Raw genomic sequence first — 18,532 nt, forward strand, 5'->3', positions numbered from 1 at the left:
GAATGGTCAGCCGGGCATTACGGTGGGACACGAAGGCCTCCGTGCGGTGAAGATTCGACACCTCCACCACACACGGAGGCCTTCGCCACGATCAAATCCGACCGACGTTAACAACGCTCGTGATCAATACAGCTAGAGCGGCCGTACGATGCTTTGATGTCCCTCCCCAAAGCTGAACTGCACCTGCACATCGAAGGCACCCTGGAGCCGGAGCTGGCGTTCGCGCTGGCAGCCCGGAACGGGGTCGCGCTGCCGTACGCGGACACGGAAGCGCTCCGCAAGGCCTACGAGTTCGAGGATCTCCAGTCCTTCCTGAACCTGTACTACGAGCTGATGGCGGTCCTGCGCACCGAGCAGGACTTCGCGGACCTCGCCGACGCCTATCTCGCCCGCGCCGCCGCCCAGGGCGTACGCCACGCCGAGATCTTCTTCGACCCGCAGGCCCACATCGCGCGGGGCGTGGGGATGGGAACGGTCGTCGAAGGGCTGTGGCGGGCGCTGGGCAGGAGCGAGGAGCGGCACGGGATCTCCACGCAGCTGATCCTCTGCTTCCTGCGGGACGAGTCCGCCGAGTCGGCCCTCGACACGCTGGAGGCCGCGAAGCCGTATCTCGACCGGATCGTCGGGATCGGACTGGACTCGGCCGAGGTCGGGCATCCGCCGGTGAAGTTCCGTGAGGTGTACGAGGCGGCCGCGGCGCTCGGACTGCGGCGCGTCGCGCACGCGGGGGAGGAGGGCCCGCCGGAGTACATCACCGAGGCCCTCGACGTCCTCGGGGTCGAGCGCGTCGACCACGGGCTGCGCTGCATGGAGGACCCGGACCTCGTCGCACGGCTGGTGCGCGAGCGGATCCCGCTGACGCTCTGCCCGCTCTCCAACGTCCGGCTGCGCGCCGTCGACACCCTCGCCGACCACCCGCTGCCCGCCATGCTCGACGCGGGCCTGCTCTGCACGGTCAACTCCGACGACCCCGCCTACTTCGGCGGATACGCCGGCGACAACTACGACGCCGTACGCCGGACCCTCGGCTTGAACGAGGACCGGCTGCGGGAGCTGGCCCGCAACTCCTTCACCGCGTCCTTCCTGGAGCACGACGAGGAGCGGCGGGCCCGGTACCTCGCCGAGGTGGACGCGTACGAGTTCGGGTGACCGGGGCGGGGGCCACGGCGCTCACGCCTAGGCCGCCGGGCGGTACTCCGCTAGCCCGGCGGTCGACTGCTCCTGGTAGCGGGCGTGTTCCGTGGTGGGCGCGGTCGTGCGCAGGGCCACCCAGGTCATGGGGGCCGTGATGAGCAGCAGGCCCACCGCCAGGATCGCGCCCATCGCCGGGTAGCCGGCGTGGGCGGAGAGCAGGCTGCCGACGAGGGGCCCGGCGGCCGTGCCGAGCGAGGACGCGGAGCCGATCAGGACCGCCCAGCGGCCGCGCGGGTCGAGGGAGGCGGCGAGGCCGATGAGGTACGACAGGACGACCGGGTAGAGCGCGTTCCAGGCGATCTCGCCGGTGGCGAAGGTCGGCAGGTCGGTCGCGGTGGCGCTGAGCGCGATACAGCCGGAGATGAGGGCGGTGCCGGCGCCGATGGGGAGCGCGCGGCCGAAGCGCACGCCCAGCGCGCTCGCCCCGATCACCCCGAGCAGGCCCGCGCCGAGCGCCGTCGCGAAGACCGCGCCGACGGTGACCTCGGAGAGCCCGGCCTGGGTGGTGCCGATCCGGCCGCTGACGCCCCAGAGGGAGTTCTGCGCCAGGGACCACAGCAGGAGCGTGACGGCCAGGGTCAGGCCGTGGCGCAGGTGGGGGAGCGGGCGCCGGTCCCGGGCGACGTGGGCGGTGGCCACGGGTTCGGCGAGCCGGGAGGTCGCCGGGAGGGTGAGCAGGGCCGTGAGGGCGAGGGCGGCCAGGGGGAGGCCGTGGCCGGGGCCCAGGCGGGGAATCGTCAGATACAGCGCGCCGGCCAGCGCCGAGACGCTCAGCAGGCCCGTCGTCGACACCCGGTGCGGGTCGCGCTGCGCGGCGATCCCGGTCGCGGCGACGGCGGTCGCCGTGCCGGAACCGAAGCCGCCGAGGACCGCGCCCGCGACCACGGCGGGCAGGGCGGTGGTGAGCGCGGCGGTGCCGTAGCCGACGGCGGCGAGCGTCAGGCCCGCCCGGGCGAGGCGGCGGGGGCCGAGGCGTTCCACGTGGGCGGCGAGCGTGAAGCCGGCCGTGGCCGAGCCGAGCAGCAGCGCGCTGCCGACGGCGCCGGCCTCGGTGGTGGTGAGGGGGAGCGCGGCGTCGAGTCTGCCCACGGTGGTGGGCAGGAGGTACGCGGCGAGATACCCGGCCGTGAAAAGGGCGACGAGGGGCCAGGGCGGGGTGGTGGTGCGGGGGGACACGGGCGTTCCTGGGCGTGCGAAGGTGCGGCTCGATGAGGGGGGTTGGGCGGCTGGCTGTCGACGGACAGGGACGCGCGGAGAATTTGTATCACGGCGCGTTTGGGGTGGGGATTGGTGGGTAGGCGCGTGAGTTTTTGGGTGCGCCCAGTAGCTCGGGGGTGCCTGTTTCGTCGGCGGGTGCGGATGCGTGGGGCTTCTCGCGCAGTTCCCCGCGCCCCTGAAAGACCAGGCCCCCGTGGCCCTGAAAGGCGACCGGCGGCGGGCCTGAGAAGCACGGGGCGCAGCCCCTGCTTCTCAGGGGCGCGGGGAACTGCGCGAGCAACCACGATCCACCCGCACCCGCCGACGAGACAGGTACCCCCGAGCTATGACGCGCCCGGTCTCAGGCCGAGCGGCGGAAGCCGATCGTGGGGACCGCCCGCCGCAGCGGCCACGGGCTGACGTGGTCCTTCGGGAGGAAGTCCTCCAGGAAGGCGTACCGGCGCAGCGCCGCGGGATCCTGCCCGTCCAGCGACTGCACCCGCCGCCACCACGCCGCGATCTCCGCCCAGCCCGGCGCGGACAGCGACCCCCCGAACTCCTGGACCGACAGCGCCGCGGTCAGCCCCGCGAAGGCCAGCCGGTCCGCCAGCGGCCAGTCCGCCAGCGTGCCGGTGACGAATCCGGCCACGAACACGTCCCCCGCGCCCGTCGGGTCCAGGGCTTCCACCGCGATGGCCGGCACCTCCGCCGTCTCACCGGTCCGCCCGTCCACGGCGTACGCGCCCTCCGCGCCCAGGGTCACCACGGCCACCGGGACGTGCTCGGTCAGCGCGCGGGCGGCGGCCCTCGGGCACTCGGCGCCGGTGTACCGCATCGCCTCGGCCGCGTTGGGCAGGAACGCCTCGCAGTGGGCGAGATCGGCGAGCCCCGCCAGGTCCCAGGCGCCGGTCTCGTCCCAGCCGACGTCCGCGAAGATCCGGGTGCCCTTGCTCGCGGCCTGGGCGATCCAGGGGGCGCGTACGCCGGGCGTGAGGGAGGCGACGGCGGCGCGCGCGGGGGGCGGGCACTCCGGCGCGGACTCCTCCGGGGGCGCCTCGTGGCCGTGGGAGACCATCGTGCGCTCGCCCTCGTACGCCATGGAGACGGTGACCGGGGAGTGCCAGCCGAGGACCGTGCGGGAGGGGGAGAGGTCGATGCCCTCGCCCTGCTCCAGGGTGTCCCAGCAGTACTCGCCGTAGTGGTCGTCGCCGAAGGCCGCCGCGAGGGAGGTCCTGAGGCCCAGCCGGGCCAGGGCCGTGGCCATGTTGGCCACACCGCCGGGGCTGGACCCCATGCCGCGGGCCCAGGACTCGGTTCCGCGCACCGGCGCGGAGTCCAGGCCGGTGAAGATGATGTCGAGGAAGACGGTGCCGGTCAGATAGACGTCCCAGGGCGGGTCATCCGGTGCGCGCAGGGCCCTCAGCGGGTCGACCTGGGGCCGGTGCGGTCGCTCTCCCTTGAACGCGGTCACGATGTGCTCCCTGGCGTGGTGCGGATCCAGCCAGTCTGCCCCACCGCTCCGCTGGGTGGGGCGGGTGCGGTGGTGGGGGCTTCGGTGTGTTGTCGGGTGCGGGCCCGGTGGGGCTTCTCGCGCAGTTCCCCGCGCCCCTCAAGGGCCTACGGCCCTTTCGGGCCGAAAGGCACGGGGCGCAGCCCCTGCTTTTCAGGGGCGCGGGGAACTGCGCGACCAGCCCCCACTCGCCCGCAGACGAACAACCGGCCTCACCAGCGAGGCACCGTCGGCGTCACCCACCCCGGCTCCGCCACCCGCATCGCCGCCGCGTCGTCCCGCTCCCGCAGGGAACCGTCGTCGGACAGCCACCGCCGGTGCAGGAACTCCAGCTGGTCACGGTCGAGTTCGACGCCGAGACCCGGCGCGTCGGAAACCCGTACCGCGCCGTCCTCGAAGGTGAGGCGCGCGGTGAGGACGTCCTCGGACTGCCACGGGTAGTGGGAGTCGCAGGCATGGTGCAGGTTCGGCACGGTCGACGCCACCTGGGTCATCGCCGCGAGGCTGATCCCCAGGTGGGTGTTGGAGTGCATGGACACCCCGACGCCGAACGTGCGGCAGATCGCGGCCAGTTCACGTGTGTTGCGCAGTCCGCCCCAGTAGTGGTGGTCGGAGAGGACGACCTGTACGGCCCCCTTCGTGAACGCCTCCTCGATCTCCGCGAAGGTCGTCACGCACATGTTGGTGGCCAGCGGCACCGACGTCCGCGACGCCACCTCGGCCATCGCGGGCGTCCCGAGCGCCGGGTCCTCCAGGTACTCGAGCACGTCCCCCAGCGCGTCCGCGACCTTCAGCGAGGTCTCCACCGACCAGGCCCCGTTCGGGTCCAGCCGCAGCGGATGTCCGGGGAACGCCTCGGCCAGCGCACGGATCGCCGCGATCTCCTCGTCCGGCGGGAAGACACCCCCCTTGAGCTTGAACGAGGTGAACCCGTACCGCTCCTTGAACCGCCGGGCCTGCTCCACCACCCCGGCCGGGTCCACGGCGGCCCCCCAGTCGTCCCGCTCGCCCACGACGCCCTCGGGGTGGTCGGCCCACTTGTAGAAGAGGTACGCGCTGTACTCCACGGTGTCCCGCAGCTTCCCGCCGAGCAGCGCGTGCACGGGCAGCCCCAGCGCCTTGCCGAGCGCGTCGAGACAGGCGACCTCGAACGCGGACACGACCGACAGACGCAGCTTGTCGGCCGTCTGGACACCGCGCAGGCCGCCCACGTCGACCTGTCCGGAGACCCGCGTCCCGTCGACGGCCACCTCGTCGGCGAGCGTGAACAGCCCGTTCAGATCGCTGACCGGACGGCCCACCAGCTTCTGCGCGAACGGCCTGGCCAGCTCCAGGTACTTGGTGTCGCCGTAGGTCTCGCCCAGGCCCGTGGTCCCGTCGGCGGTCACCACCTCCACGATCAGCCGGGGGGTGTACGGCTGGTGCACGCCCTGGGTGTTCAGCAGCGGCGGGTCGGCGACGAGGATCGGGGTCAGCCGGACCTCGGCGATGGTCAGGTCACGGGTCGCGGTCACGGGGCGGCTCCTGCCAGAGGTCATCCAAGCGTGCACGTCACTTGTCTACGTATGGAGATGGAGGTTAGGTACGCGAACGAGCCAGGTCAATGGCGCCGCGTCGTCTCCTACGATCGGCGCATGCCGGAAACCATGTCGGAAACAGAGGGCGGCGTCCGTGAGGTGAAGTCCGCGGCGCGCACGGTCGACCTGCTGGAACTGCTGGCCGCGCGCGGCGACCGCCCCGCCCGCCTCCAGGAGCTGGCGGACGAGATGCGGGTCCCGCGCAGCTCGATGTACGCCCTGCTGCAGACCCTGATCGGCCGGGGCTGGGTCCGTACGGACACCACCGGGTCCCTCTACGGCATCGGCATCCGCGCCCTGCTCACCGGCACCGGCTACCTGGACTCCGACCCGCGCGTACGCGCCGTACGGCCCTACCTCGACGAGGCGTCCGAGGCGCTCGGCGAGACCATCCACCTCGCCCGTCTCGACGGTAGGGACGTCGCGTACCTGGCGACCCGCGAGTCGCACGAGTACCTGCGCACGATCAGCCGTGTGGGCCGCCGCCTCCCCGCCCACGCCGGCGCGCTCGGCAAGGCCCTCCTCGCCGAACGCCCCGACACCGACCTCCCCGACGGCCCCTACGAGGCGCTCACCCCCCGCACCCGCACCACCCGCGCCGCCCTGGCCGCGGATCTCGCGACCGTCCGTGCCCGCGGCTACGCCGTCGACCGCGAGGAGGGCGTGCCCGGCATCGTCGGCTTCGGCTTCGCCCTGCGCACCGAGATCCCCACCACCGACGCCATCAGCTGCTCGGTCCCGGTCACCCGCCTCACCCCGGAGCACGAGGAACGGATCGTGACGGTGATGGGAGAGATCCGAACGAAGATCGAGGCGACGACCCCGGGTGCGGTCGGCGGCGCGCCGGCCTGGCGCTGAAGGGCCAGGGGCGCGGGGAACTGCGCGAGAAGCCCCACCGGGCCGCAGACCGCGACGTACACGCGGCCCCGAGCTCCCCCGGTAAAAGCCCTACGGCACTGTCACCACCGCGTCGTACTCTGGAAAAGGGCAACACGAGCCCCACGGCCAAGAGGAGGAACCGCGGCCTACAGAGCCGGCCCATGACTCAGACACGCACAGCTCACACCCCCGCGCAGGGCAAGGCGAGAGCGCAGTTCACCGTCCCCGCGGCGCACCCCATGGTGACCGTGCTGGGTTCCGGCGACTCCCTCCTGCGCGTGATCGAGAAGGCCTTCCCGGCGGTCGACATCCATGTCCGGGGCAATGAGATCAGCGCGGTCGGCGACGCCCCCGAAGTCGCTCTCGTCCAGCGCCTGTTCGACGAGATGATGCTGGTGCTCCGCACCGGACAGCCGATGACGGAGGATGCGGTGGAACGCTCGATCGCCATGCTGAGGGCGAGCGAGAACGGGAAGAGCGAAGGCCAGGAGACCCCGGCCGAGGTGCTGACACAGAACATCCTGTCCTCGCGTGGCCGCACGATCCGCCCCAAGACGCTCAACCAGAAGCGGTACGTCGACGCCATCGACAAGCACACCGTCGTCTTCGGCATCGGCCCGGCCGGTACCGGCAAGACGTACCTCGCCATGGCCAAGGCGGTCCAGGCCCTGCAGTCCAAGCAGGTCAACCGGATCATCCTGACGCGCCCGGCGGTCGAGGCCGGCGAACGCCTCGGCTTCCTCCCCGGCACCCTCTACGAGAAGATCGACCCCTACCTGCGTCCGCTGTACGACGCGCTGCACGACATGCTCGACCCCGACTCGATCCCCCGGCTGATGGCCGCCGGGACCATCGAGGTCGCGCCGCTGGCGTACATGCGCGGTCGCACGCTCAACGACGCCTTCATCATCCTCGACGAGGCACAGAACACCTCGCCCGAGCAGATGAAGATGTTCCTCACCCGCCTCGGCTTCGACTCGAAGATCGTGATCACGGGTGATGTGACGCAGGTCGACCTGCCGAGCGGCACGAAGTCCGGTCTGCGCCAGGTGCAGGACATCCTGGAGGGCCTGGACGACGTGCACTTCTCCCGGCTGTCGTCCCAGGATGTCGTACGGCACAAGCTCGTCGGCCGTATCGTCGACGCGTACGAGAAGTACGACACCACGCACGGCACGGAGAACGGCACGCACAAGGGCGGCCGGGGCAAGGCCGGGCCCAAGGGGAAGTAGACAAGCACAGCACCATGTCGATCGACGTCAACAACGAGTCCGGAACCGAGGTCGACGAGCAGGCGATCCTCGACATCGCCCGCTACGCGCTGACACGGATGCGCATCCACCCCCTCTCCGAGCTGTCGGTGATCGTGGTGGACGCCGACGCCATGGAGCAGCTGCACATCCAGTGGATGGACCTCCCCGGTCCGACCGATGTCATGTCCTTCCCGATGGACGAGCTGCGGCCGCCGTCGAAGGACGACGACGAGCCGCCGCAGGGCCTGCTCGGCGACATCGTGCTGTGCCCCGAGGTCGCCGAGAAGCAGGGCAGGGAAGCCGAGACGCAGCACTCCATGGACGAGGAGCTCCAGCTCCTCACCGTCCACGGGGTGCTGCACCTGCTGGGGTACGACCACGAGGAGCCGGACGAGAAGGCCGAGATGTTCGGCCTCCAGGCCGCCATCGTGGACGGCTGGCGCGCGGAGAAGGGCTTCACCGGCCCCTCCCCGGCGCCGACCGTGTCATGAGCGCGACTCTCATCGGTGGTGCCGTCGCCCTGGTCGTCGTCGCCTGGCTCGCCGCCTGCGCGGAGGCGGGCCTCGCGCGCGTCTCCAGCTTCCGTGCCGAGGAGGCCGTACGGGCCGGGCAGCGCGGCAGCGCGAAGCTCGCCCAGATCTCGGCGGACCCCACCCGCTATCTGAACGTGGCGCTGCTGGTGCGCGTGGCCTGCGAGATGGCCGCCGCCGCGCTCGTCACCTACGCCTGTCTGAAGCAGTTCGACGCGACCTGGGAGGCCCTGGTCGTCGCCATCGGGGTGATGGTCCTCGTCAGTTACGTGGCCGTCGGCGTCTCCCCGCGCACCATCGGCCGCCAGCACCCCCTGAACACGGCCACGGCGGCGGCGTACGTGCTGCTGCCGCTGGCCCGGATCATGGGCCCGATCCCGAACCTGCTCATCCTCATCGGTAACGCGCTCACGCCCGGCAAGGGCTTCCGCCGGGGCCCGTTCGCCTCCGAGGCCGAGCTGCGGGCGCTGGTCGACCTCGCGGAGAAGGAGTCCCTGATCGAGGCCGAGGAGCGCCGCATGGTGCACTCGGTCTTCGAACTCGGTGACACCCTCGTGCGCGAGGTGATGGTCCCGCGCACCGACCTGGTCGCCATCGAGCGGTACAAGACCATCCGTCAGGCCCTCACCCTCGCCCTGCGCTCCGGTTTCTCGCGCATACCGGTCACGGGGGAGAACGAGGACGACATCGTCGGGATCGTGTACCTGAAGGACCTGGCCCGCAAGACGCACATCAGCCGGGACGCCGAGAGCGAACTGGTGTCCACGGCCATGCGCCCGGCCGTCTTCGTCCCCGACACCAAGAACGCCGGTGACCTGCTGCGCGAGATGCAGCAGGAGCGCAACCACGTCGCCGTCGTCATCGACGAGTACGGCGGCACCGCCGGCATCGTCACCATCGAGGACATCCTGGAGGAGATCGTCGGCGAGATCACCGACGAGTACGACCGGGAGCTGCCGCCGGTGGAGGAGCTGGGCGACGACCGCTACCGCGTCACCGCCCGCCTCGACATCACCGACCTCGGCGAGCTGTACGGCCTCGACGCCTATGACGACGAGGACGTGGAGACCGTGGGCGGCCTCCTCGCCAAGGCCCTGGGCCGTGTCCCCATCGCCGGCGCCTCCTCGGTCGTCGCCCTGCCGGACGAGCGCGAACTGCGGCTCACCGCCGAGGCCGCCGCCGGCCGCCGGAACAAGATCGTCACCGTGCTCGTGGAGCCGATCGGCCCCGCCGGGCCGCCGGAGGAGGAGAAGAAGTCCGAGTGACACCACAGGAGTTGCGTGCCTTCTGCCTCTCCTTCGACGAGGCCGTCGAGGACTTCCCCTTCCGTCCCGAGATCTCCGTCTTCAAGGTCCTCGGGAAGATGTTCGCCCTGAGCTGGACGGACCAGCGGCCCCTGAAGGTCAACCTCAAGTGCGACCCCGAGGACGCGGTCCGGCTGCGCACCGAGCACCCCGGCCTCGTCACCCCCGGCTACCACATGAACAAGCGTCACTGGAACACCGTCGCCCTCGACGCGGGCCTCCCGGGCCGCCTGGTCGAGGAGCTGATCGAGGACTCGTACGACCTGGTGGTGGCGGGTCTGCCCCGCGCGGAGCGCCTGCGGCTGGACCGGGGATGACCGGACCCCGGCGCGCGGCGGACCGGCCGGGTCTCCGTATGCTCGGTTCATGACCGACAGCAGCGCGCACGACCTCGACCCCGAGGACCGGAAGATCGTCACCCTGGCCCGTTCCGCGCGGGCCCGCAACGGGGTGCCCGAGGGGGCGGCCGTACGCGACGAGACGGGCCGGACGTATGTCGCCGGGACCGTGGCACTCGACTCCCTGCGGCTCAGCGCGCTGCGCACGGCCGTCGCCATGGCGGTGGCCTCCGGCGCGAAGTCCCTGGAGGCGGCGGCCGTGGTGACCGCCGCGGAGACCGTCTCCGACGAGGACCGGGCCGCCGTGCGGGACCTCGGCGGGCCGGAGACCCCGGTCCTGCTGGCGGGGCCGGACGGGTCGGTGCGCGCGACGGTGACGGCGGGCTGAGGCGTCCCGGCGACGCTCTAGTTCTTCTGCAGGGTGCGGGTCACTCCCGCGATGACGGCCGTCGTGAGGATCCAGCCGAGGGCGATCAGGGCGTAGGCCAGCCACTGGAGGGTGCCGTCCGTCCAGTACCAGGCCGTGCGCTGGCCCAGGCCGCCGATGGGGACCAGCAGGTCGAGGGTGTAGACGAGCGGCTGGAAGGGCGCGCCCTCGTCCTGTTTCACCGCGGTGGGGGTGGCGGTGTCGAACGCCGTCGTCCCCAGCAGGATCAGCGCGAGCAGCCAGACACCGGCCAGCCAGGGGCGGTAGCCGTAGCCGACGGTCGCGTCGAGGAGGTGGCCCCAGACGCGGGCCGCCGGGGAGAGCGTGCTCCGCCGGTGCCGTTGCTTGGCCAGCAGCACCCGGCGGGCGTCGTCGTCGTGCCCGACCTTGCGGTACCAGGCCGCGAGTTGCTCGTACGGCTGCGGACTGTAGCCCGGGCTGCGGCGTATCCACTCCACGCGGCGCCGCACGGTCGCCGGACCGCTCACCGCCTCCCTCCGCTCACCGTTCGTCTCCGCGGTCTTGATCGAGCCGTAGACGAAGCCGTCCAGCTCCACCACCTCGGGCCAGCTGTGCGCGCTCTCGTGGAGGTACGACACCTGGGCGCCCCGCAGATCCACCGCACCCGTCGGCCGCCTGGCCAGGGCGAAGTCGAAGTCGGCGGCCTGCATGAGCATGGCCATCAGGGCCGGGCCGGTGCCCGTTTCGCCGTCGTCGCCGGGTGGTCCGTTCAAAACGGCGCCCTCGAAGGACAGGTTGTCCGTGATCCGGGCGCCGCGCAGGCGGACGGTGCCGTGGGAGACGAATCCCTCGGAGCAGTCGACCGTCTGGGCGACCGCGTTGTCCAGGGCGAGGGTCACCCCGTGCGGGCCGGGCCGCTCCAGGCGGGCCCCCTGGAGGAACAGTCCGCCGGGCAACTGGGCGCCCAGCAGCCGTATCTCGCCGTCGGCGACGAAGCCGCGCCGACAGAAGAGGCCGCCTTCGACGACCAGGCCGCCGGCGGCCATCGCCCAGCCGCCGGGTGCGATCAGCCGCGCCCTGTTCAGCATGATGCCGCCGGCCACATGGGCGTTGACCAGCGACAGGGCGGTGCTCGCGCGGTGGAAGGGGGAGGACGGCGGCCCGGCCTCCACCTGGGTGCCGTGCAGGTCGAGGCGTCCGCCGATCCGGCTCGCCCCGGCCTCCAGCCGGGGCACCCGGCTGCCCATGATCGCGACCGTCCGGGTCTCCGCCCCGTACAGGTTCACCTCCTGCTCGAACCAGCAGCCCTCCAGCCAGAGGGGATGCTCGATCCGGGCGCCGGCCAGGTCGACATGGCCGGAGATCCGCGCGCCGGCGAGGGAGAGCGAGCCGACCGCGCCGGGCCGCTGGGCGGCGTTGGCCCCCAGCAGCAGCGCCATGATCACCGTCGCCCGTACCGTGCGCTCGGGCCCCCAGCCCTCGCCGCCGGCGACCCCGTCCTCCTCGGGCACCCCGGTCCTGAGGTCGACCCGCCGTCCTTCCGGAAACGCGTCCCACAGCTCACGTTCCGGCCCCGTCAACTCCTCGTAGGTGAGCACCGGTACAGCGTAGTGATCTTCGGTCCGGCGGGGGAGCGGCGGGCGCTCGCCGCATAGTGTTACGGCCGGTAACAGCCCTGCGAGCTGCATGAAAATCATGCGCGGGCGAGTGGACATCGGGGCCGCGCTACCGGCGAAAGCGTGCGGCGCGGGACAGATCGGCGCCCGCCGCCACCTCGGCGCGGAGTCGGCCGGCACCGTCAGCGAACGGCTTCGGCCACTTTCGCCGACCCTTGCCGCAACCGCCGGAGCATCTCTTGCAATCTCGGCCCGCGCACGCCTCAATGGAGCCGTTCTCTTGGCGGACCGTCACATTCCGCCGCGCGGCCGCGCAGTGCACCCCCACATGGCAACGCCCGTACCGGGACGTACGGGGCTTCCCCAGGCCCCGTGCACCTCCCGTACCAGGGAAGGGAATTCGCTCGATGACACGCATACGACTCGGAGTCGGCGCGGCGCTCGCGGCAGGGACGCTGGCCGTCACCGGACTCGCGTTCGCGCCGACCGCCCTCGCGGTCACTCCCGAGACCGCGACCATCAACGCCAGCTGCACCATCGGCGGCTCCGGCACGGCCACGCTCACGGCCACCCAGACCGGTACGACCGCCACGGTCACCCTCTCCTCCGAGGAGATCACCGCTCCGATCGCCCTCGCCGAGGACTCCATCCAGTCCACGCTCACCTTCGTCAAGGCGAGCGGCGGCACGACGGCCTTCACCGGCACCGAGAACCCGGCCCTGGCCGCCGGCGACGGCATGGTGGTGGGCCCGCTCACCGGCACCGTCGCCCCCGGCGACAGCCTGGAGGCGTTCGGCGGCTCCCTGCAGATGGTGGTCTTCGGCATCACCGTGAGCTGCACGGCGAGCGGACCGCAGTCGCCGGGACCGTTCGTCTTCGACTGAGCCGAGCGCCCATGAGTGAGGGGTGGCGCCGCCCGCGGGCCGCACCACCCCTCCTGTTCGGTTCCGTCGCCTCAGAGCGCGTCGGGACCCCGCTCTCCCGTCCGCACCCGTACGACCGTCTCCACCGGCAGGGCCCACACCTTGCCGTCGCCGATCTTGCCGGTGTGGGCGGCCTTGACGATGGTGTCGATGACGTCGTCGCACACCGCGTCCTCGACGACGATCTCGATCCGGACCTTGGGCACGAGGTCGACCTGGTACTCGGCACCCCGGTACACCTCGGTGTGACCGCGCTGCCGGCCGTAACCGCTTGCCTCGCTGACGGTCAGACCGTGCACGCCCATCTCCTGGAGGGCGGTCTTGACCGCGTCGAGGCGGTACGGCTTGACGATCGCGGTGATGAGTCTCATGCCTTAAGCCTTGGCCTTCTGCGTGGGGGACGGGGACGGGACGGACGAGCTGACCGGGGCGCCGTGGCCCAGGACGCCGTGATCGTATGCCGTCTCGGCGTGCACCGTAAGGTCGAGACCGGTGTGCTCGTGCTCCTCCTCCGCGCGGAAGCCCAGCACCTTGTCGATCAGCTTCCCGATGCCGTACGTCACGAGGAACGCGTACGTCCCGACGGCGACCACGGCCACCGCCTGCTTGCCGAGTTGGGCGAGACCGCCGCCGTACAGGAGGCCCTCGGCGCCGCCGGTCATCGACCGGGCGGCGAAGACACCGATCAGGACCGTGCCGATGACCCCGCCGACCAGGTGGACGCCGACGACGTCGAGCGAGTCGTCGTAGTTCAGCCGGAACTTCCAGCCCACCGCGTAGGAGCAGACGACACCCGCGGCGAGGCCGATGACCAGCGCGCCGAGCAGTGAGACCGAGCCGCAGGACGGAGTGATGGCGACGAGACCGGCCACCGCGCCGGAGGCCGCGCCCAGCGTCGTCGGATGGCCGTCGCGCTTCTGCTCGACGAAGAGCCAGCCGAGCAGACCGGTGCAGCCGGCGGCGAGCGTGTTGAGGAAGGCGGCGGCGGCCAGGCCGTTGGCGCCGAGCGCCGAGCCGGCGTTGAAGCCGAACCAGCCGAACCAGAGCAGACCCGCGCCCAGCATGACCATCGGCAGGTTGTGCGGGCGCATGGCGTCCTTCTTGAAGCCCAGACGGGGGCCGAGGACCAGGCACAGGGCCAGTCCGGAGGCGCCGGAGGTGATCTCCACCGGCAGTCCGCCCGCGAAGTCCAGGGCGCCGAGGTCGCTGAGGATCCAGCCGCCCGGACCCCACACCCAGTGGGCGACCGGAACGTATACGAGCAGCGCCCACACCGGTACGAAGACCAGCCACGCCCCGAACTTCGCGCGGTCCGCGATCGCGCCGCTGATCAGCGCGGCCGTGATGATCGCGAAGGTCAGCTGGAAGGTGGCGAAGAGGACGGTGGGGACGGTGCCGTGGACGCTCGCGGGGCCGACACCGCTCATGCCGAGGTGGTCGAGGCCGCCTATGAGCCCGCCGAAGGCGTCGTCGCCGAAGGCGAGCGAGTAGCCGGCGGCCAGCCACACCACGGTGACCAGCGCGATCGAGACGAAGCTCATCATCAGCATGTTAAGGACGCTCTTCGTGCGGACCATGCCGCCGTAGAAGAGGGCGAGGCCCGGTGTCATCAGCAGGACCAGGGCGGTGGCGGCGAGCAGCCAGGCGGTGTCGCCGGTGTCGACGGCCGGTGCGGCGAGGGACGCGGCCAGGGGCACGGTGGGCACGGTGGACTCCAACGGGTGCGGGGGCTCGTCAGAGGGTGATCGGCGTGCGTTTCGGGACGCGTACGGGTGTGTTTCCGTGACGTTTCGTTGCGTGAGGGTTTCGGAAAGCTCACGGTCCGTGGTGGGTGCGGCGGGGCTCCGAGGATCAGGGAGAATGGGCGCCATGAGCGTCCGTACCCAGTCATCCGAGCAGCCGGCCGAGGCCGCCCACCGCGCCGGCTTCGCCTGCTTCGTGGGCCGCCCCAACGCGGGCAAGTCCACCCTCACGAACGCTCTGGTCGGCCAGAAGGTGGCGATCACGGCGAACCAGCCGCAGACCACGCGGCACACGGTCCGGGGCATCGTGCACCGGCCGGACGCGCAGCTGATCCTGGTCGACACCCCGGGGCTGCACAAACCGCGCACCCTGCTGGGTGAGCGCCTCAACGACGTGGTCCGCACGACGTGGGCCGAGGTCGACGTCATCGGCTTCTGCCTGCCCGCGAACGAGAAGCTCGGTCCCGGTGACCGGTTCATCGCCAAGGAACTGGCGTCCATCAAGAAGACGCCGAAGATCGCGATCGTCACGAAGACCGACCTGGTGGACAGCAAGGCGCTGGCCGAGCAGCTGATCGCCATCGACCAGCTCGGCAAGGAGCTGGGCTTCGAGTGGGCCGAGATCGTGCCCGTCTCGGCCGTCGCCGACAAGCAGGTGGACCTGCTGGCCGATCTGCTCGTCCCCCTGCTGCCGGAGGGCCCGGCCCTCTACCCCGAGGGCGACCTCACCGACGAGCCCGAGCAGGTCATGATCGCCGAGCTGATCCGCGAGGCGGCCCTGGAGGGCGTGCGCGACGAGCTGCCGCACTCCATCGCCGTGGTCGTGGAGGAGATGCTCCCCCGTGAGGACCGTCCCGCCGACCGGCCCCTCCTGGACATCCACGCCTTCGTCTACATCGAGCGTCCCAGCCAGAAGGGCATCATCATCGGCCCCAAGGGCAAGCGCCTGAAGGAGGTCGGCATCAAGTCGCGGAAGCAGATCGAGGCGCTGCTGGGCACGCCGGTCTTCCTCGACCTCCATGTGAAGGTGGCGAAGGACTGGCAGCGCGATCCGCGCCAGCTGCGGAAGCTGGGGTTCTGAGGGACGGCGAGACTCCGTGCGGAGGGTGACCGTGCGAACGGTCGCGCTTTAAACGGTCGCCCCTCTGGTCAAGTTTGACTAGCGTTGCGGCATGGGCGAGAAGACGATTCCGATCCTTCCCTGTCAGAGCCTCGAGCCGCTCCTCGACTTCTACACGGCGCTCGGCTTCGAGGTCACCTTCGAGCAGCGCAGCCCCAACCCGTACGCCGTGGTGGAACGCGGCCGTATCGAGCTGCAGTTCTTCGGCCTGAAGAGCTACGAGCCGACCGCCTCGATCAGCACCTGCTACGTGGTCAGCGACGACGTCGACGGCCTGTACGCCGCGTTCCGGGCCGGGCTCCGGCAGGCGTACGGGCGGGTGCCGACGCGGGGGCTGCCCCGCATCGGGCCGCTGAAGGACATGTCGTACGGCATGCGGCAGTTCCTGATGACCGATCCGGGCGGCAACTGCGTACGGGTGGGGCAGCCGACGAGCGAGGACCAGCACCACCGGCCCGCCCCACGGGAGACCTACGCGCGGGCCCTGCACCACGCCTCCCTGCTGGCCGACTCCCGGGACGACCCGGCGGCCGCGGCGAAGGTCATCGACCGGGTGCTCGGGCCGGGGACGGGCGGACCGGGCGGACCGGGCGGACCGGCCCCCACGGCGTCCCAGCTGGTGCGGCTGCTCGTGATGCGTGCCGATGTCGCCGCCCGCACAGGCGACGAGGAGACGGCTGCGGTCGCGCTGGCGCGGGTGGCAGCCGTCGAACTCACCGACGAGGAACGGCGCACGGCGCACGACGCGCTGGTGCGGCTGGAGGACCTGCGGGGCCGGGAGCGGGCATGAGAGAAGCCGCCGCCCCGGTGCTCCGGGGCGGCGGCCGTCAGGTCGTGCGGGGGCGGGCGGTCGCCGGGGTCAGCGCGTCCACCAGGCCGCGGAGGTGCTCCGCAGGGTGTTGGTGCCGCAGTGGATCTCACCCATGCCGAGGTGGTACGTCTCCCAGTCGTCCAGGTACGACACCTTCATGCCGGCGCCCGTGTACGCGGCCGTCACCGCCTCGGTGAAGATGTCCTTGCCGCCGATGACCGGGCCCCACTGGCGCGGCGCCAGGTAGTGCGTGCGGCTGAGGACGATGCCGTTGACCGCGCCGGGGACGTACGCGCTGGTCATGACCGAGGGCGCGGGCGCCGCGGGGGACGCGGCACCGAAGCCCTCCGGGCTCTTCGAGCCCTGGTCCGCCGTCGTCTCGTCGAGACGGCGCTGCTGGCCGTAGTCCCGTGCCACGTCCGGGAGTTCGGCGCCGGCGCCGAGGCGGGTCAGACGGGGGAGACGGGTCTTGTCGTCGCCGCCCGACTGCGTCTCGCCGACCTGCTCGGTGCCCTGGGTGTAGAGGGCCGGGACCCGGACGATCTCGGCGTCGGTGACGCCGGTCTCGCGCTTGAGCACCGCGAGGTTGGCCTCGATGCGGCGGGTGGCGAGGTTGTTGTCGGAGACCAGGGTCTTGGAGGCGAGGGCCTTGCTGATGGTCTCCGTGGGGCCGAGCTTCAGGGAGAACATCTTCGTCGAGCCGTGGCCCGCGGCCTTCGCGTCACGCAGCAGCTGGAGCCCCGCCTCGGGGTCGGCGATCGCGATCTTCCAGCCGCGCGGGGTGTCGGCGGGCAGGAACTGCACGAACTCGTCGACGTGGCCCACGTGCAGCCAGGACGTGTCGAGGAACAGCGGGTCCTGCATGCCCTGGGACTTCAGGAACGTCCGCATCACCTTGGCCGGCTTGGAGCCGACGTCCGGGCGCTGCCCCATGATGATCCGGCCCGCCGGGAAGGAACGGTCGCCGTGGGCGTACGGCGGAATGGTCTCCAGGTTGCCCATGGAGTTGAGCGTCCACTCCTCCGAGTCCTTGGCGCCCGTCACCTGCACGGCACCGATGTTCGGGCCGCGCATCTTCTCGAACAGCTCCCGGCCGGACTCACGGTCCAGCTGGGCGGAGCGCAGCATCACCCGCATGGCCTGCCGCTTGCCGTCCGCGCCGGTCATGCTGACGTACGCGGGCTCGACGAAGTCCTGCGCCCAGATGTCGCCGTACTTGGTGAAGTTCACCGTCGGCCGGGTGATGCCGGCGTCCTTGGCGGCCTTGTCCAGGCCCTCGCGGAAGGCGCGGTTGAGCTTGCCGTAGTTGCCGCCGGAGATCTTGGTGACCAGCAACTGCTGGGCGTTCTGCAGGTGGTGGTGGGTCAGCAGCGGGGCCACGCGCAGGGTGACGGAGTCGGCGGTGGTGCCCTTGGAGGACTTCACGGTCAGCCGGACCCGGGCCGTCCCGTCCCACTTCGCGGTGTCCCGGATGACGTCCTTGGCCTCGACGCCGAACTCCACCCCGGCCTTCAACTCGGCCCGCGACAGACGGGTCTTGGTGGTGACGGGCTCCCACTTCGTGCCCCGCTTGACGAACACCCGGGTCTGCTGGGCGCCCGCCGTGACCTTCACGCTGCCCTGCGCCCCGGCGGGGACGCTCGCCATCGGCACGGAGCGTACGCGGGCCAGGTCGGCGGCGTCGGCGGTGCCGTTCACCTTGGTGTCGGAGGCGTCGTTGCAGGCGGCCAGCTTGGCGTCCGAGAGGGGCTTGCCCTTGGGGCCGGTCGCCGGGCAACGGCGGGTGTCGTCGTCGATGTTGGGCAGCATCAGGGCGCCGCGGGTGACGGTCCAGCCGTTCTCGCCGGAGGTGTCGGTGGTGCCGGTGACGTCGACCTTGCCGTCGCGGTTGGTGTCGACGCGCAGATCGGTCGGGGGCGCCCCGGCCGCGAACGCCGAGGGCACCGCCAGCGACGGCGTCGCGAGGAGCGTGCCGGACACCGCCAGCACGGCTATCGCCTGCCGTGCGGGGCGGGTTCGGGATGGTCTGGTTGAACGCGTAGGCACAGGGCGTCCCTTCGGCGGCGGGGGTGGTCAGCACTGAAGACGGCGGAAAGCGCGCAACCGTTGTCTGTGCGCCCGCTGTGAAACACGTGATCTGCCGCACGCCG

17 protein-coding genes are annotated in these 18,532 nt (G+C 71.6%); 10 read left to right on the forward strand and 7 right to left on the reverse strand.

Features of this window, described 5'->3' with window-relative positions; genetic code table 11:
* Positions 1–156 precede the first annotated feature (156 nt).
* A complete protein-coding gene (locus ACZ52C_RS00005) occupies positions 157–1,149 on the forward strand; it encodes an adenosine deaminase (protein ID WP_469072618.1) in 993 nt (330 codons plus the stop codon).
* Positions 1,150–1,176: 27 nt separating this feature from the next.
* Here ACZ52C_RS00005 and ACZ52C_RS00010 read toward each other — a convergent pair whose 3' ends face one another.
* The 3 genes from ACZ52C_RS00010 to ACZ52C_RS00020 form a co-directional block, all read right to left on the reverse strand.
* A complete protein-coding gene (locus tag ACZ52C_RS00010; protein ID WP_469072619.1) occupies positions 1,177–2,370 on the reverse strand; it encodes an MFS transporter in 1,194 nt (397 codons plus the stop codon).
* A 382-nt stretch (positions 2,371–2,752) separates the two neighbouring features.
* On the reverse strand, positions 2,753–3,862 hold the full coding sequence (locus ACZ52C_RS00015) for a carbohydrate kinase family protein (RefSeq protein WP_469072620.1): 1,110 nt from the start codon (positions 3,860–3,862) through the stop codon (positions 2,753–2,755).
* Positions 3,863–4,113: 251 nt separating this feature from the next.
* Positions 4,114–5,439: a glucarate dehydratase family protein gene (locus ACZ52C_RS00020; protein WP_469072621.1), complete on the reverse strand. Its 1,326-nt coding sequence runs from the start codon at positions 5,437–5,439 to the stop codon at positions 4,114–4,116.
* Positions 5,440–5,547: 108 nt separating this feature from the next.
* Here ACZ52C_RS00020 and ACZ52C_RS00025 point away from each other — a divergent pair, with 108 nt between their 5' ends.
* From ACZ52C_RS00025 to ACZ52C_RS00050, 6 genes are all read left to right on the forward strand, one after another.
* Positions 5,548–6,336: an IclR family transcriptional regulator gene (locus tag ACZ52C_RS00025; protein WP_469073388.1), complete on the forward strand. Its 789-nt coding sequence runs from the start codon at positions 5,548–5,550 to the stop codon at positions 6,334–6,336.
* A gap of 182 nt (positions 6,337–6,518) precedes the next feature.
* A complete protein-coding gene (locus tag ACZ52C_RS00030) occupies positions 6,519–7,589 on the forward strand; it encodes a PhoH family protein (RefSeq protein WP_469072622.1) in 1,071 nt (356 codons plus the stop codon).
* 14 nt (positions 7,590–7,603) lie between these two features.
* Positions 7,604–8,101 (forward strand): rRNA maturation RNase YbeY, encoded by a 498-nt coding sequence (ybeY, locus tag ACZ52C_RS00035; protein WP_469072623.1) that lies wholly within the window; start codon positions 7,604–7,606, stop codon positions 8,099–8,101.
* On the forward strand, positions 8,098–9,405 hold the full coding sequence (locus ACZ52C_RS00040; protein WP_469072624.1) for a hemolysin family protein: 1,308 nt from the start codon (positions 8,098–8,100) through the stop codon (positions 9,403–9,405). The genes ybeY and ACZ52C_RS00040 overlap by 4 nt, the downstream gene beginning before the upstream one ends.
* Entirely contained in the window at positions 9,402–9,761 is a 360-nt protein-coding gene (locus ACZ52C_RS00045; RefSeq protein WP_469072625.1) for an MmcQ/YjbR family DNA-binding protein, read from the forward strand. Before ACZ52C_RS00040 ends, ACZ52C_RS00045 begins: the two co-directional genes overlap by 4 nt.
* A gap of 49 nt (positions 9,762–9,810) precedes the next feature.
* Positions 9,811–10,170 (forward strand): cytidine deaminase, encoded by a 360-nt coding sequence (locus tag ACZ52C_RS00050; RefSeq protein ID WP_469072626.1) that lies wholly within the window; start codon positions 9,811–9,813, stop codon positions 10,168–10,170.
* Between the two features lie 17 nt (positions 10,171–10,187).
* Here ACZ52C_RS00050 and ACZ52C_RS00055 read toward each other — a convergent pair whose 3' ends face one another.
* Positions 10,188–11,768, reverse strand: a complete 1,581-nt coding sequence (locus tag ACZ52C_RS00055; protein ID WP_469072627.1) for an oxidoreductase — start codon at positions 11,766–11,768, stop codon at positions 10,188–10,190.
* 425 nt (positions 11,769–12,193) lie between these two features.
* Here ACZ52C_RS00055 and ACZ52C_RS00060 point away from each other — a divergent pair, with 425 nt between their 5' ends.
* Positions 12,194–12,670, forward strand: a complete 477-nt coding sequence (locus ACZ52C_RS00060) for a hypothetical protein (RefSeq protein ID WP_469072628.1) — start codon at positions 12,194–12,196, stop codon at positions 12,668–12,670.
* Between the two features lie 71 nt (positions 12,671–12,741).
* Here ACZ52C_RS00060 and ACZ52C_RS00065 read toward each other — a convergent pair whose 3' ends face one another.
* A complete protein-coding gene (locus tag ACZ52C_RS00065) occupies positions 12,742–13,080 on the reverse strand; it encodes a P-II family nitrogen regulator (RefSeq protein ID WP_469072629.1) in 339 nt (112 codons plus the stop codon).
* 3 nt (positions 13,081–13,083) lie between these two features.
* Positions 13,084–14,415 carry an ammonium transporter gene (locus ACZ52C_RS00070; protein WP_469072630.1) on the reverse strand — a complete coding sequence of 444 codons (1,332 nt, stop codon included), beginning with the start codon at positions 14,413–14,415 and terminating at the stop codon, positions 13,084–13,086.
* Between the two features lie 154 nt (positions 14,416–14,569).
* Between ACZ52C_RS00070 and era the strand changes: the two genes are divergently transcribed.
* Both era and ACZ52C_RS00080 read left to right on the forward strand, forming a co-directional pair.
* Complete coding sequence (era, locus tag ACZ52C_RS00075) at positions 14,570–15,532, forward strand: GTPase Era (RefSeq protein WP_329899410.1); 963 nt, start codon at positions 14,570–14,572, stop codon at positions 15,530–15,532.
* Between the two features lie 91 nt (positions 15,533–15,623).
* Positions 15,624–16,361: a bleomycin resistance protein gene (locus ACZ52C_RS00080; RefSeq protein ID WP_469072631.1), complete on the forward strand. Its 738-nt coding sequence runs from the start codon at positions 15,624–15,626 to the stop codon at positions 16,359–16,361.
* 69 nt (positions 16,362–16,430) lie between these two features.
* Here ACZ52C_RS00080 and ACZ52C_RS00085 read toward each other — a convergent pair whose 3' ends face one another.
* Positions 16,431–18,371: a protein-arginine deiminase domain-containing protein gene (locus ACZ52C_RS00085; RefSeq protein WP_469072632.1), complete on the reverse strand. Its 1,941-nt coding sequence runs from the start codon at positions 18,369–18,371 to the stop codon at positions 16,431–16,433.
* Positions 18,372–18,532: the final 161 nt, after the last annotated feature.

Source organism: Streptomyces sp. NPDC034049 (genome assembly GCF_055575575.1).

Coding starts and splice junctions, on each gene's coding strand:
- ACZ52C_RS00065 (WP_469072629.1), bottom strand. CDS start 13,080: ATGAGACTCATCACCGCGATCGTCAAGCCGTACCGCCTCGACGCGGTC.
- ybeY (WP_469072623.1), top strand. CDS start 7,604: ATGTCGATCGACGTCAACAACGAGTCCGGAACCGAGGTCGACGAGCAG.
- ACZ52C_RS00005 (WP_469072618.1), top strand. CDS start 157: ATGTCCCTCCCCAAAGCTGAACTGCACCTGCACATCGAAGGCACCCTG.
- ACZ52C_RS00060 (WP_469072628.1), top strand. CDS start 12,194: ATGACACGCATACGACTCGGAGTCGGCGCGGCGCTCGCGGCAGGGACG.
- ACZ52C_RS00020 (WP_469072621.1), bottom strand. CDS start 5,439: ATGACCTCTGGCAGGAGCCGCCCCGTGACCGCGACCCGTGACCTGACC.
- era (WP_329899410.1), top strand. CDS start 14,570: ATGGGCGCCATGAGCGTCCGTACCCAGTCATCCGAGCAGCCGGCCGAG.
- ACZ52C_RS00080 (WP_469072631.1), top strand. CDS start 15,624: ATGGGCGAGAAGACGATTCCGATCCTTCCCTGTCAGAGCCTCGAGCCG.
- ACZ52C_RS00050 (WP_469072626.1), top strand. CDS start 9,811: ATGACCGACAGCAGCGCGCACGACCTCGACCCCGAGGACCGGAAGATC.
- ACZ52C_RS00040 (WP_469072624.1), top strand. CDS start 8,098: ATGAGCGCGACTCTCATCGGTGGTGCCGTCGCCCTGGTCGTCGTCGCC.
- ACZ52C_RS00025 (WP_469073388.1), top strand. CDS start 5,548: ATGTCGGAAACAGAGGGCGGCGTCCGTGAGGTGAAGTCCGCGGCGCGC.
- ACZ52C_RS00030 (WP_469072622.1), top strand. CDS start 6,519: ATGACTCAGACACGCACAGCTCACACCCCCGCGCAGGGCAAGGCGAGA.